Origin of the sequence: Terrisporobacter petrolearius (assembly GCF_020748185.1) — a bacterium.
GTDB classification, from domain to species: Bacteria; Bacillota; Clostridia; order Peptostreptococcales; family Peptostreptococcaceae; genus Terrisporobacter; species Terrisporobacter petrolearius.
Genome location: NZ_JAHZMO010000036.1, coordinates 19411 through 33738, shown reverse-complemented (window position 1 = coordinate 33738; position 14328 = coordinate 19411). Strand labels below are relative to the sequence as shown.

Here is a 14328-nt window from a genome sequence, read left to right as displayed (position 1 = left end):
CAATATCATATACAGATCCAAGTGGTCATTTCCCAATTTTGCTCGCATTTGATGCTGCATGGGGGGCATATGATGGATATCAATATGCGAAGAAGAAAAATCTAAGAGGTTGGAAAAAAGCAGGAGCCATAGTTGGTGGAGCAGTACTTGGAACTATAAATCCATTTAAAGCATTAAAAGTAGGTAAAGTTTTCAAAAGAGTTGCTAAAGTAGCTAAAAAGCGTAAGAGTACAAAGGCTATAGCTAAGAGAGTTTATAGGGTTGTAAGGAAAACTAAATCAATTACAAGGAAAGTAACTAGGAAAGTACGTAAAAAGGCTACGAAAGTATTTAAAAAGAAGAAAACTAGAATAAGTGCAAAGAAAAGAAGACATGGTAATAGAAACGTTAAAAATAAAATTGATTCTGTTTGCTTTGTAGCAGGTACTTTAGTGTCAACTGAAGAAGGATTAGTTCCAATAGAAGATATTAAAGAAGGTGACCTAGTATGGTCCCAAAATCCAGAAACTGGTGAAATTAAATTAAGGAAAGTAGAACAATTATTTATAAACAAAAGTGACACTATACTTAGAATTAATGTGTCAGGGGAAATAATAGAAGCTACTGAGCAACATGTATTTTATGTAGATAACGTAGGTTGGATACCTGCAAATATGATTGAAGAGGGAGATACAGTAGTTCTTCAGTCAGGTGAAAAAGTTATAGTAGAGGATATTGATAAGGTTATTTATGATGAGCCAATAACGGTATATAACTTTGAAGTAGAGGATTTCCATACATATTTTGTATCTAATACAAGTGTATTAGTTCATAACTCATGCTATGAAAATGAAAATAGAATTCCAAAAGATGGTGAAACCATTCTTAAGAATAGTTCCTATAACCGTACAAGTTATGAAGTAAAGGGTGCTAAGGTTTATAAAAAGGGAAAATATTATTATCATAGAGATACTTTACATACTGGGAAAAGTGCTCATCTTGAAGTGTACAATAAACGTGGTAAGCATCTTGGTGAGGCAAACCCTAAAACAGGAAAATTAATACCAGGCACTGCTGATCCTAAAAAAAGAATTGAACTATAGAAAAGGTGATATGAATAATGCAGTTAGTTAAAAATAAAAAAATTGAAGATAATGATGTATATTACTTTAGAATTCACAAAGATTTTATAATTATTAATAATAACTATGAAGGAGTAATATTTCTTGACAGTGAGTTACAAATCATTAATAATATTTATATTATCAACGATTTACATATATATTGTGATTGTTTTGTGAATAATAAACTAATACTTTATTGCTCAGAGAATAATTGTTTGGCATGTATCGATATAAAAGATTTCAGTGTAAATATTATAAGAATACCTATTTGTTATGATATTGTATCAATAAAATCATATAATAATGTTGAAAGTATTATTTTTAGAACTGTTATGGGTGAAGAGTATATTATGAATATTAATAATAAAAATATAATACAGTATCATAATGAGAAAAAAAGTAATGAATCAGAATTAATAGTATCGCAACATAGAGTAGATGAGAATGTAGATTTTTCAATAGAAGGTCCTAAATTTTTAGTATCAAATAATAATATAAAAATAGCTTATAATGAAAGAGATATAGAAATAATAGATACAATCAATAATGAAACACATATAATGAAAACTTATGAAGAGTGGATTTATAGGAAAGTAGAAATTTATGATTCATATACAGGTATTTATATATTTATATTAGAAAATAACAACTATTATTTAAAAAGAAGTAAATTAATTTGTTATAAAATATAATTAATTTTAAATACTTAAAACTTATTTAATAAATAAAAAATACTCCAATTATATCTACTATTATAATTGGAGTATTTTATTAACAACAGAAAATGTCATTGCGACAGTTAGAGATATTTAAAGCTCCAAAAGTGAAAAATACTACTTCTACAACAAGGACATGCGTGAAAGTACAACAAACCTAGTAAATCTAGAAGGTAAAAGTGAAGTATCTTATGAATACACTGACTTTGGAGAAACTGAAACAAATGGTGACGAAAACTTCTACAATGTAATTTGCTATACAGGTGGAATTTACGATAATAAAACAGGACTGTATTATTTGAATGCAAGATACTACAATCCTGAAGATGGAAGATTCTTAACAGAAGACACTTATCGTGGAGAATTCACAGACCCAAGTAGTTTACATCTATATGCTTACTGTGTAAATAACCCAATAGCATATACAGATCCAAGTGGTCACTTCCCGATTTGGTTAGCTATAGATATAACTATGCGAAGAAGAAAAACCTAAAAGGTTGGAAAAAAGCAGGAGCTATAGTTGAAAGAGCAGTACTTTGAACTATAAATCCATTTAAGAAACTAAAAGTAGGTAAAGTTTTCAAAAGAGTTGCTAAAATAGCTAAAAAGCGTAAGAGCGCAAAGGCTATAGCTAAAAGAGTTTATAGGGTTGCAAGGAAAACTAAATCAATTACAAGGAAAGTAACTAAAAAAGTAAGTAAAAAGGTTACTAAAATACCTAAGAAGAAAAAACTATAGTAAGTACAAAGAAAAGAAGAACTGGTAATAGAAAAGCTAAGGTTTACAAAGGGGCATCAAAGGGATCTAAAGGTGCTAATTTACCTTTGAGAAGTAAGCGTAATCCGATGAATCAACCTAAAAACCATACTTATCAACGAGTATTTCAGGAAGGAAATATTCAGGACATGCATTAGATAGAATGCAAGATAGAGGCATTATGCCTTCTGTGATTGAAAATACAATTAAATATGGAAGTATTACACCAAGAGGTTATGGAGGAAAAACACAATACTATGATTCTGTGAATAATGTTTCTGTAGTATTAAATGAGGCAGGAAAGGTGATAACGGTAACTTATGGTAAGTAAAATATTATATCTAATAAATCATAAGGCAAAGATAGCTTGTGATAACTTATATGAATATACAAATTTTGTGAGTGATCTGGAATTTGTTGCTGAACAAAATAAAGATATATTTAATAGAAAAGAGTTAATTTGCAAGTATCATGACCTATGGTTTGAACTTGAAATATTAAATGCTTGTGCATTAGAAGAATGTGAGGGAAAAAGGAACTTTAAGGATTGTAGTAACATATGGAATACAAAATATAAAGACGATGCTATAAACCTAGTTAATTCATTACTAGTTTTTTTGGAAACATTAGATACTAGATGATAGCAAGTCAATTCATTGAAATGACTTGACTATGATGCTCTGGGGTGCAGTTGTTGACAGTTTATGTCAAGAACTAGCTAGCAACAAATTATAACTCTTATAGAAAAAATTAGCTAGAAAATATAATATCAAATTGAAATGTCATCAAAATTCATGGACTTGATAAAAAGCTTGATGTTTTTTATCAGGTCCATTCTACTTATGAGTATGATATAGACGACAACATAACAGATGTAACATATCCTTCGTCTACATCTAGTGATGTAAAAGGTCTAAAATTAACTTATAATAGTGATAAGTGGTTACAAAAGTTGGAGTAGGGCACAAGCTTCTTAGAGAATACAACTACTTAAACGATGGAAAAGTTGAAAGTATAAAAGATTACAGAGATTTTGCAAAGGGAAGTAAAAGTACTTATACACTTAGAAGTTTTAAGTACGATAGCTTTGGAAGAGCTATAGACATCACTTACACTGATAGTGGAAAAGAAGAAGTGCTAGAAAAATATGAATACACTTACAATAAAAATAACCATATAATGAGTGAATATTTATATAATAACTACACTAGTACAACTCAGCGTGATGAAGATTCACCTAGCACAATAGTAGATGAGCTACGTGAATATGAATACGACAAACTTGGAAGACTTACAGAAACAAATATAAGAGATAATATCTCAAATTCAATAAGCAGCACTGTTTATACTTATGATAAAGTAGGTAACAGAGTCAAAGAAGCTAAAGATGGAAAAACAACTACATACACATATAACTCACTAAATCAGTTAGTTTCAAGTGTTGAAGTTGGATCAGAAGATTCAAAAGATGGAAGTGAAGAGTCATCTGAGGATGAGGGAGAGTCCCACACCACACTATCTAATAAAAATTCGCTTCGCTCATATCGCCAACGTCTAAGTCTTCGCTATCGCTTCAGACTCATCCCGTTGCTCAAGCTTATACTTATGATTTAAATGGAAATCAGCTAAGAGAATCAGACAGTGTGACAAATGAAGTAAAGTGCTACACTTACGATGCAGCAAACCGCATGGATAAGGTCATGTTTACAAAGGCTGGTATAGTAACACTAAACCAAGTAAATACTTACAACGGAAATGGACAAAGAGTTGAAAAATCAGAAAATGGTCAATCAACTAAGTACTATTACCAAGACGATTCAGTACTTTACACCACTGGAAAAGCTGATACTTCAACAGAATTAGAAGAGCCAGAGAATGTTGAAAAACTTACTGGAGTAACTAGCCTTAACCTAATGGGAGCTAGTGGAAATGCCATTGCTACAGTCAGGGATATTTCAAGTGCCGAAGGTGAAAAATACTTCTTCTACAATAAAGACATGCGTGAAAGTACAACAAATCTAGTAAACGTAGAAGGTAAAAGTGAAGTAGCTTATGAATACACTGATTTTGGTGAAACTGAAATAAACGGTGATGAAAACTTCTACAATGAAATCTGCTACACAGGTGGAATTTACGATAATAAAACAGGACTATATTATTTGAATGCTAGATACTACAATCCTGAAGATGGAAGATTCTTAACAGAAGACACTTATCGTGGAGAATTCACAGACCCAAGTAGTTTACATCTATATGCATATTGTAAAAACAACCCAATATCATATACAGATCCAAGTGGTCATTTCCCAATTTTGCTCGCATTTGATGCTGCATGGGGGGCATATGATGGATATCAATATGCGAAGAAGAAAAATCTAAGAGGTTGGAAAAAAGCAGGAGCTATAGTTGGAGGAGCAATACTTGGAACTATAAATCCATTTAAGAAACTAAAAGTCAGTAAAGTTTTCAAAAGAGTTGCTAAAGTAGTTAAAAAGCGTAAGAGCACAAAGGCTATAGCTAAGAGAGTTTATAGGGTTGTAAGGAAAACTAAAGTAGTTACAAAAAGGTCTTATAGAAAAGCAAGAAGAAAGGCTACGAGAACATATCGTAAGGTTAGATGTAAAATAACTAAAAAAGGTTGTTTTACAGCAGGAACTTTAATATCAACACAAGATGGAGATGTTCCAATAGAGGATATTGAAGAAGGGGACCTGGTATGGGCACAAAATCCAGAAACAGGGGAGATAGTCCTCAAAAAAGTAGTGCAAACTTTTGCAAAAGAAACGGATACAATACTTTATATTAAAGTAGCGGGAGAAGTTATCGAAGCTACTGAACAGCATGTGTTCTATATTGATGGTGTAGGATGGATACCAGCAAGTATGATTGAAGAAGGAGATGTAGTAGTTCTTCAGTCAGGTGATAAGTCTGCAGTTGAGAAGATAGATAAAGTAGTTCACAATGAACTAATACCTGTATATAACTTTGAGGTTGAAGATTTCCATACGTATTTTGTATCGGATGCTAGTGTGTTGGTACACAATGATTATTCAGGAGTAAGAAGAAAAAAGGCTGGCAATAATAGACCAACTAGTAAAACTACATGGCAACGAGGGAAAACGGAAAGAGTGGATGTTGAAAATTTTGGTAATGGGAAAGGTAATGTTCATTATCATGAACCTGACAATACAAAATGGTACTATAACCTAAAGAAAAATACATTTACAGATTTTGATGGAAATCCAGCGCCTTCAAGGATTCAGAAATTATTAAAAAAAGATAAAAATATAACAAAAGGATTAAGTAAAGCTTATAAATATTTAGAAAAGTAATAATAAGGAGATATAAAATGTTTTGCAATTATGATATGAAAAGATTATTAAGTAATATTGAATACACAAGTAATGATAAGAATGTGAAATTAATTGAAAAAAAGTGTAGTATAAAAGGAGAATATTTTTATTGTATAAAAGAAGGATTTTGTTTATCTTGTGATAATGTTAATTTTGTTAAAGATGAATTATCTGATTTTGAATGGGAAGGTAATGAGATATATTTATATTCAGATGGTTATATAGATGAAGTATTAAAAGAAGCCTTAATAATAATTGAGCAGCTAAAAGTACAAATGTTGAATGAGTTTAAAAAAACATCTTTCGATATTGTTTTATCAGTTGACCTTGGAGATGAAGATGTAAATCCATCAGCAACAATTAGATTTTATTCAGTTAGAGATGAATATCATATTATAGAATATGATGAAATAGAAGAATACAATCAACCTATGTTAATTTGTGACATAGTTAATAAATAAATTTTTTATGAAAATTATGTAGAAAAGAGTAAGATCAAATTTAAATGTCATTAAAACCAATGGACTTGATAAAAATATTAGTATTTTTATCAAGTCCATTATAATAATAAGGAATTAATTAAGAACTAGCTATTGATGACAATCAGTTAGTAAGGTTAAGGTAGATACAAAGGAAAGTAACTAAAAAAATAACTAAAAAGGTTGATTTACAGCAGGAACTTTAATATTAACACAAGAAGGAAATGTAGTAACTTACAATGGAGTGATAACGGTATATAACTTTGAGGTTGAAGATTTCCATACTTATTTTGCGTCTGATGCAATTGTGCTTGTACATAATGATTATTCAGGAGTAAGAAGAAAAGGCGCATTTAGAGAAGCTAAAAGAGATGTAGGTATATATAAATCTCAACAACCATATGAATCTGGGTCAGATCATATGAGAACAGCTGAGCATGAAGGAAGTAAAATAATACTGGGTAAAAATAACAAACCTATAAAAACAAGAGAATACAATTTTATTAATTATAAAGGTAAAAAAATTATTATACAAGATAATGGTGCGAAACACTTAAAAGGAGGTCAAGGACCACATTTTAATGTGATACCGGCTAATAAAAAACTAGTAAGTTTTAGGGAACTCAATTACATTATTCTTATAACAAATGATAGAGAGGTGATAGCATGTGGTATGAACTATTAGATAACAATGTATTTATTACTAAATTATACGATCAAGTTCCTGATCTAATTGATATTAGGATGATCAGATAAATGTTTTAGATGAATGTGATAAAGTTAGTATTTTTTTCGATTTACAAAAATATGCAGATAATCCTCCTCAAAAGTGGATTCAATCAAAATATAATACTGTGGTAGTAAATATAGATTTATTTGGAATACACGAAATAAATATGTCTTATAAACCTACAAATGTAGATAAATCAAACATTAGAATATGTATAGATGAGAATAGTTACATAAATGTTAAAATTACAGGGCAATTTAATGCAACTATTAGAGCGGTAGTTGGAATGATTCAGACGATAAGCGGATATTAAATAAGGTATAAACAGTAGAGGTATGCTTCAATTATATTATTCATAATTAGAACATACTTTTTAAATACTAGGAATTTTTATAATTGAGAATAATGAAGCAAAGTGCTATACTTACGATGCAGCAAACCGCATGTATAAGGCCATGTTTACAAAGGTAAGTATAGTAACATTAAATCAAGTAAACACTTATAACGGAAATGGACAAAGAGTTGAAAAATCAGAAAATGGTCAATCAACTAAGTACTATTACCAAGACGATTCAGTACTTTACACAACTGTAAAAGCTGATACTTCAACAGAATTAGAAGAGCCAGAGAATGTTGAAAAACTTACTGGAGTGACTAGTCTTAACCTAATGGGAGCTAGTGGAAATGCTATCGCCACAGTTAGGGATATATCAAGTGCCGAAGGTGAAAAATACTACTTCTACAACAAGGACATGCGTGAAAGTACAACAAATCTAGTAAACGTAGAAGGTAAAAGTGAAGTAGCTTATGAATACACTGATTTTGGTGAAACTGAAATAAATGGTGATGAAAACTTGTACAATGAAATCTGCTACACAGGTGGAATTTACGATAATAAAACAGGACTGTATTATTTGAATGCTAGATACTACAATCCTGAAGATGGAAGATTCTTAACAGAAGACACTTATCGTGGAGAATTCACAGACCCAAGTAGTTTACATCTATATGCATATTGTACAAACAACCCAATATCATATACAGATCCGAGTGGTCATTTCCCAATTTTGCTTGCATTTGATGCTGCATGGGGGGCATATGATGGATATCAATATGCGAAGAAGAAAAATCTAAGAGGTTGGAAGAAAGCAGGAGCTATAGTTGGTGGAGTAGTACTTGGAACTATAAATCCATTTAAAGCATTAAAAGTAGGTAAAGTTTTCAAAAGAGTTGCTAAAATAGTTAAAAAGCGTAAAAGTACAAAGGCTATAGCTAAGAGAGTTTATAGGGTTGTAAGGAAATCTAAAGTAGTTACAAAAAGGTCTTATAGAAAAGCAAGAAGAAAGGCTACGAGAACATATCGTAGGGTTAGATGTAAGATAACTAAAAAAGGTTGTTTTACAGCAGGAACGTTAATTTCAACAAAAGATGGGGATGTTCCAATAGAAGATATTGAAGAAGGCGACCTGGTATGGGCACAAGATTCAGAAACAGGAGAAATAGCACTTAAAAAAGTAGTACAAACCTTTGAAAAAGAAACGGATACAATACTTTATATTAAAGTAGCGGGAGAAGTTATCGAAGCTACTGAACAGCATGTGTTCTATATTGATGGTGTAGGTTGGATACCAGCAAGTATGATTGAAGAAGGAGATGTAGTAGTTCTTCAGTCAGGTGATAAGTCTACAGTTGAGAAGATAGATAAAGTAGTTCACAATGAACTGATAAGGGTATATAATTTTGAGGTTGAAGATTTCCATACGTATTTTGTATCTGATGCAAGTGTGTTGGTGCATAATACTGCGACATGTGGGGAGGTAGTATTATCTAAAGAAAAGTCATACGAAAGAGCAAGAAATAAAGCATTGAATATTTTAGGAGATCTAGGTCCAGGTTCAAAACCAGTAAAAGGTAGGTTAAAAACCAGTAGAGGAAACGGTAAAGTTATTGGAAGACAGTCTGCAGATGGAAAAGTAAGATGGAGATTAGATTATGACCCTAAAAAGGGAGCTCATATTAACGTTGAGGATTTCAGAGGAGGTAAAAAAGGCAAAGGTAAAAAATACGCTATACCTTTTAAAGGAAACGAAGCTACTTATGAATCTCTATTAAAACATTTAAATAGGTAAGGATGTGGAAAAATGACATTATTAGAAGAATGTATAGAAGTATTAAAAAATAATATATATATATTACCTGGAGATGAACAAGAAAATATCGAAGAGATATTTTTTGACACAATACCTTTTACCAATTGGGGAAGAGTTGATTGGAGTAGAATTAAGAATAAAAAAGATATTAAATCTATTGAAGAATTAAGTGAAATTAATAATGATGAAGAGTTTTATATTATTTGGAGTGATGCAGATTTACCTATAATTAAAAGCAATGCTAATGCTATTTTTAGTAATTTAGATGATATAACAGCTGTTAGTTTCGATACGTGGCTATTTTCGATAGATAGAAAATTAATTATTGAGTTTTATCATGATGGTGATACAACTATAGGTTTAACATACAATTAAAAAATATTTCTATATAGAATTTAATTACTATAAAATATTATGTTTTAAATTGTAAAGAAAGCATATCAAAAGAATAATATATTTAAATTTACTATTGTATTGCAACAATAAATGCAAAATTAATTTTTAATGGAAATACTCCTGTTATGATAAACTTTTAAAATTATTAGTCTATCATAATGAGGGGTATTTTTGATAATAGACTGTATTTCATATAGATAATGTAGGCTGAATACCAGCAAGTATGATTTAAGAAGGATATACAGTAGTTCTTCAGTCAGGAGACAAATCTACAGTTGAGAAGATAGATAAAGTAGTTCACAATGAACTGATAAGGGTATATAACTTTGAGGTTGAAGATTTCCATACGTATTTTGTATCTGATGCAAGTGTGTTGGTACATAATAATTATTCAGGAGTAAGAAGAAAAAAGGTATTTTATAAAGTGAAAATTTACCAACGAAAGGCAAGATAAGATATATTACTTCCGAAAACTGGAATTCACCCCAATCACTACCTAAACATATTGGAGGATATGTTGATAGATTTGGAAATGTTTGGACTCAAGGACCTTCTAGAACTAAAAACCAAAACTTTGAATGGGATGTACAACTTTCAAAAAAAGGAAAGTCAAGCTTAGGATGGGCAAATAGAGATGGATCTCATTTAAATATATCTTTAGATGGAAAAATTACACACAAATAGAAAGGAATACGACCTTGTTTATAAGATTATATGTATATTCAAATAATAATATAGAATCTAAGAATATTGCTAAAGAGGTAGTTAAACCTCTTGAAAATTATATAGAAAAAATAAAGTATATAGCCAATAAACCCTATTGGAAAATAGATGGTATGTATGTTGTAGAAATAAAGATTAAATTATATGATAAACTTAATCAGGATTATTTTAATAAGTTTTTAAAAGAAATATCTAATGATTGGTCAATATTAGGTATTAATGAAGATGAACTAATAGCCTCAGATACAAATTGCATGGAACTAGAAATGGTTTATATATGTATTGATGATAAGACAGAAATAAAATTTGACTGAGATGAATTTTAGTAAGAATTTTGTATTAGTATATGGATGAAATAAAATTAAAAAAATTATGCTTACTAAAAATATAAAAATAATATATTGATTAAATTAAACAAATATTTAATTATAAAGTTTTTTTTATGATTTTATATTATAAAATATATATAATGAGCCAATTGAAACTGATTGGCTCATTAATATTTTGAGATGTTAAAGTTGGAATATAATTTTTAAAAAAATTGTAAGGTTAAATATAAAATTAGCAACAAGGACATGCGTGAAAGTACGACAAATCTAGTAAATCTAGAAGGTAAAAGCGAAGTATGTTATGAATACACCTATTTTGGTGAAACTGAAATAAATGGTGATGAAAACTTCTACAACGAAATCTGCTATACAGGTGGAATTTACGATAATAAGACAGGACTGTATTATTTGAATGCAAGATACTACAACCCTGAAGATGGAAGGTTCTTAACAGAAGACACTTATCGTGGAGAATTCACAGACCCAAGTAGTTTACATCTATATGCATACTGTGAAATAACCCAATAGCATATACAGACCCAAGTGGTCAATTCCCAATTTGGGGCGTAATTAATGCAGCATGGGGAGCTTATGACGGATACCAATATGCTAAAAAGAAGAACGTAAGTGGTTGGAAGAAAGCAGGAGCCACAGTTGGGGGAGCAGTACTTGGAACTATAAATCCATTTAAGAAACTAAAAGTAGGAAAGATTTTCAAAAGAGTTGCGAAAATAGCTAAAAAACGTAAAAACACAAGGGCTATAGCTAAGAGAGTTTATAGGGTTGTAAGGAAAAATAAATCAATTACAAGGAAAGCAAGTAGGAAAGTACGTAAAAAAGCTACGAGAGTATTTAAAAAGAAGAAAACTAGAATAAGTGCAAAGAAAAGAAGAAATGGTAATAGAAACGTTAAAAATAAAATTAATGCTGTTTGCTTTGTAGCAGGTACTTTAGTATCAACTGAAAAAGGATTAGTTCCAATAGAAGATATTAAAGAAGGTGACCTAGTATGGTCCCAAAATCCAGAAACTAGTTAAATTAAATTAAGGAAAGTAGAACAATTATTTATAAATAAAAGTGACACTATACTTAGAATTAATGTCGCAGGGGAAATAAATAGGAGGAAAAATGTTTAAGGAATATTTGGAAAAAAATATAATGGAGGGTATGGGAAGATGTTCTGATATGATTTGGATTTCATTTGGCAAGGAATTATTAATAATGAATTACAAAAATCAGGAAGTTAAAAAATCAGAGTATGAGTTTCATATCCAATGTCCATTTAGAATATCTAAAAATAATAAAGTTATATTAGGAAATTATGATATTTATACATTGCTTGATGATTCTATAAGTGATGATTGGGATGTTATAGGAAACAATAGGTATGATAAAATTGTTAATGAAATATTATTACCAATGCTACCTATAAAAGTAAATAAGGTGAACTACAGTAAGATAGGAGATATTGAGATTTTATTAGAAGATAATATAGTAATAAATATATTTGTAAACTCTTCTGATCTTGATGAAGAATGGAGATTCATAAATAATCATACTGGTAATCATTATGTATTCAGAGAAGAATAATCTATTAATACAAATCAGGTTATATAAAGTTGTAGATATATATGTCGGAAAAATATTAGCACACATTTACAATTAAGTTTTAAAAAAATAAAAAAGCTAAATAAAAAATAAAATTGATATGATTAAGTAATATACACAAATAAATGATATGATAAAAAATATATGTTAGAGTATACCACTCATCTCCACCATTCAAACACTGGAAAACGAGGATAAGAAACTACTGAGTTTAGTGCTTAGTAGTTTTTCTTGCATAAATTTTACACAAATGTCATGCAAGAATTTTTAACTGTATTTCAAAATACTACCCCTATCATTATCTTATAAAACTAAACACAGAACTAATAAAACTACAAATACTACAATTCAATAAACAATCTATCAAAAAAAAGTCACATATAAAAAATAACAATATGAAGATTACTAAAAAATTTACAGTGCAATTTAACAAAAAAAATATGGTGTTTATTTATAAATCATGTTAGAATAAGTGAAACAAAATAGCTATCGTATAAAGTTGATATAATGGATCAACGGTTTCTACCAAATCACCAATGGTTTGACTACGATAAGGTATATTTTTGCATTCAAATAGATTACATTTGCGCTAATTAAGCTGAATAAATCTATCTAAAAATATTTCCATTATCCTTTATACATAGTTTGACAAAAGTATTAAGGAGACACATTATGAATTTCATTTCTAATTATTTTGAATTCGAGAAAAAAGGAACAAATTTAAAAACTGAAATACTAGGAGGAGCAACTACTTTCTTAACCATGGCATATATCTTATTTGTTGTACCAGGAGTTTTATCTCAAGTAGGAATGCCAAAAGAAAGTGTATTCGCAGCTACAGCAATAGCAAGTGCTGTGGGAACTTTTATAATAGGAGCAATAGCAAAATTCCCAATGGTTTTAGCACCAGGTATGGGACTTAATGCATTCTTTGCATTTGGGGTTTGTATGGGTATGGGAATACCATGGCAAAGTACTATCTCAGCAACTTTATTATCAGGAATTATATTTTTAATTATATCTATTACAGGATTGAGAGAACTTGTAATAAAAGCAATACCAAATGATATGAAATATGCAGTTAGTGCAGGAATCGGACTTTTTATAGCATTTATAGGTTTAAAAAATGCAGGAATAGTAGTAGCAAATCCAGCTACATTTGTTGCTTTAGGAAATTTATCTGATAAATCGGTATTAATATCATTATTTGGACTCGCCGTAATTTCAATATTAATGGTAAGAGGAGTTAACATAGCAATATTTTTAGGAATAATTATAACAGTTATAGCTGGAGTAGTTAGCGGAGTTGTAGATGCTCCAACTGCAATTGTATCAATGCCTCCATCAATGGCGCCAACTTTTGGTGTAGCAATTACTCATTTAAAAGATGTATTTAATCCTCAAATGATGTTAGTTGTATTTACTTTCTTATTTATGGATTTCTTTGATACAGCGGGAACTTTAGTGGCAGTTGGTTCAAAAATAGGTTTAATAAGAGAAGATGGAACTGTGGAAAATGGTTCAAAAGCATTACTTGCTGATTCTGTAGCAACTTGTATAGGAGCTATATTTGGGACAACTAATACAACTTCTTGTATGGAGTCTTTATCAGGAATAGGTCTTGGTGCTAAAACAGGTTTCTCAAGTGTAGTAGCATCTGGATTATTTATATTAAGTTTATTCTTCTCACCATTATTAAGTGTAGTAACTACTCAAGTTACAGCACCAGCCTTAATAATAGTCGGATCACTTTTATGTATGTCATTTGCAGAAATAGACTGGAGTAAGTCAGAAGTAGCTATACCAGCATTTTTAACAATAATACTAATGCCTTTAACATATAGTGTAGGAGAAGGAATTGCCTTTGGACTTTTAGCTTATGTTGTATTAATGGCATGTAAAGGTGAAATAAAGAAAGTTCACCCTGTAATGTGCGGATTAAGTGTATTATTTTTAGTATACTTTATGATTTAATAACAACAAGA

The 14328-nt window shown here is 30.0% G+C and carries 16 protein-coding genes, 3 pseudogenes and 1 riboswitch; all 19 genes and pseudogenes read left to right on the top strand.

All coding sequences use genetic code 11. From position 1 onward, the window contains the following. On the top strand, nucleotides 1-1082 hold a 1082-nt coding region (locus K0040_RS15745; RefSeq protein WP_228109710.1), incomplete at its 5' end, for a polymorphic toxin-type HINT domain-containing protein. Between the two features lie 17 nt (nucleotides 1083-1099). Next, nucleotides 1100-1795 (top strand): hypothetical protein, encoded by a 696-nt coding sequence (locus K0040_RS15740; protein WP_228109709.1) that lies wholly within the window; start codon nucleotides 1100-1102, stop codon nucleotides 1793-1795. Between the two features lie 139 nt (nucleotides 1796-1934). Continuing rightward, nucleotides 1935-2312: pseudogene (locus K0040_RS15735) on the top strand (RHS repeat-associated core domain-containing protein); the annotation flags it as partial. A 387-nt stretch (nucleotides 2313-2699) separates the two neighbouring features. After that, nucleotides 2700-2906: a DUF4258 domain-containing protein gene (locus K0040_RS15730; RefSeq protein WP_228109713.1), complete on the top strand. Its 207-nt coding sequence runs from the start codon at nucleotides 2700-2702 to the stop codon at nucleotides 2904-2906. Further along, nucleotides 2896-3216 carry a hypothetical protein gene (locus K0040_RS15725; protein ID WP_228109707.1) on the top strand — a complete coding sequence of 107 codons (321 nt, stop codon included), beginning with the start codon at nucleotides 2896-2898 and terminating at the stop codon, nucleotides 3214-3216. Before K0040_RS15730 ends, K0040_RS15725 begins: the two co-directional genes overlap by 11 nt. A gap of 298 nt (nucleotides 3217-3514) precedes the next feature. Beyond that, nucleotides 3515-4189 carry a hypothetical protein gene (locus K0040_RS15720; protein ID WP_228109706.1) on the top strand — a complete coding sequence of 225 codons (675 nt, stop codon included), beginning with the start codon at nucleotides 3515-3517 and terminating at the stop codon, nucleotides 4187-4189. A gap of 29 nt (nucleotides 4190-4218) precedes the next feature. Continuing rightward, entirely contained in the window at nucleotides 4219-5907 is a 1689-nt protein-coding gene (locus tag K0040_RS15715) for a polymorphic toxin-type HINT domain-containing protein (RefSeq protein ID WP_228109705.1), read from the top strand. A gap of 17 nt (nucleotides 5908-5924) precedes the next feature. Next, entirely contained in the window at nucleotides 5925-6389 is a 465-nt protein-coding gene (locus tag K0040_RS15710) for a PM0498 family protein (RefSeq protein ID WP_074919488.1), read from the top strand. Nucleotides 6390-6651: 262 nt separating this feature from the next. Next, entirely contained in the window at nucleotides 6652-7092 is a 441-nt protein-coding gene (locus K0040_RS21135; protein ID WP_206925245.1) for an HNH/endonuclease VII fold putative polymorphic toxin, read from the top strand. Nucleotides 7093-7159: 67 nt separating this feature from the next. After that, the gene (locus K0040_RS15700) at nucleotides 7160-7450 is read left to right on the top strand and encodes an Imm50 family immunity protein (RefSeq protein ID WP_228109712.1); all 291 of its coding nucleotides are present in this window, start codon (nucleotides 7160-7162) and stop codon (nucleotides 7448-7450) included. 142 nt (nucleotides 7451-7592) lie between these two features. Beyond that, a complete protein-coding gene (locus K0040_RS15695) occupies nucleotides 7593-9266 on the top strand; it encodes a polymorphic toxin-type HINT domain-containing protein (protein ID WP_228109704.1) in 1674 nt (557 codons plus the stop codon). A gap of 12 nt (nucleotides 9267-9278) precedes the next feature. Next, the gene (locus tag K0040_RS15690; RefSeq protein WP_206925249.1) at nucleotides 9279-9662 is read left to right on the top strand and encodes a CDI toxin immunity protein; all 384 of its coding nucleotides are present in this window, start codon (nucleotides 9279-9281) and stop codon (nucleotides 9660-9662) included. A 268-nt stretch (nucleotides 9663-9930) separates the two neighbouring features. After that, nucleotides 9931-10137: pseudogene (locus K0040_RS21530) on the top strand (polymorphic toxin-type HINT domain-containing protein); the annotation flags it as partial. Next, nucleotides 10125-10367, top strand: a pseudogene (locus tag K0040_RS21525) (polymorphic toxin type 17 domain-containing protein); the annotation flags it as partial. The pseudogenes K0040_RS21530 and K0040_RS21525, both read left to right, overlap by 13 nt. A 14-nt stretch (nucleotides 10368-10381) precedes the next feature. Next, nucleotides 10382-10720: a hypothetical protein gene (locus K0040_RS15685; protein ID WP_228109703.1), complete on the top strand. Its 339-nt coding sequence runs from the start codon at nucleotides 10382-10384 to the stop codon at nucleotides 10718-10720. A 261-nt stretch (nucleotides 10721-10981) separates the two neighbouring features. Beyond that, complete coding sequence (locus tag K0040_RS15680; RefSeq protein WP_228109702.1) at nucleotides 10982-11263, top strand: RHS repeat-associated core domain-containing protein; 282 nt, start codon at nucleotides 10982-10984, stop codon at nucleotides 11261-11263. Continuing rightward, entirely contained in the window at nucleotides 11260-11772 is a 513-nt protein-coding gene (locus K0040_RS21520; RefSeq protein ID WP_369123734.1) for a Hint domain-containing protein, read from the top strand. Before K0040_RS15680 ends, K0040_RS21520 begins: the two co-directional genes overlap by 4 nt. Nucleotides 11773-11863: 91 nt before the next feature. Beyond that, complete coding sequence (locus tag K0040_RS15675) at nucleotides 11864-12325, top strand: hypothetical protein (protein ID WP_148557159.1); 462 nt, start codon at nucleotides 11864-11866, stop codon at nucleotides 12323-12325. 487 nt (nucleotides 12326-12812) lie between these two features. Beyond that, nucleotides 12813-12911, top strand: a riboswitch (purine riboswitch). Nucleotides 12912-13015: 104 nt separating this feature from the next. Next, nucleotides 13016-14317 carry an NCS2 family permease gene (locus K0040_RS15670; protein WP_228109701.1) on the top strand — a complete coding sequence of 434 codons (1302 nt, stop codon included), beginning with the start codon at nucleotides 13016-13018 and terminating at the stop codon, nucleotides 14315-14317. The last annotated feature ends 11 nt before the right edge of the window (nucleotides 14318-14328 follow it).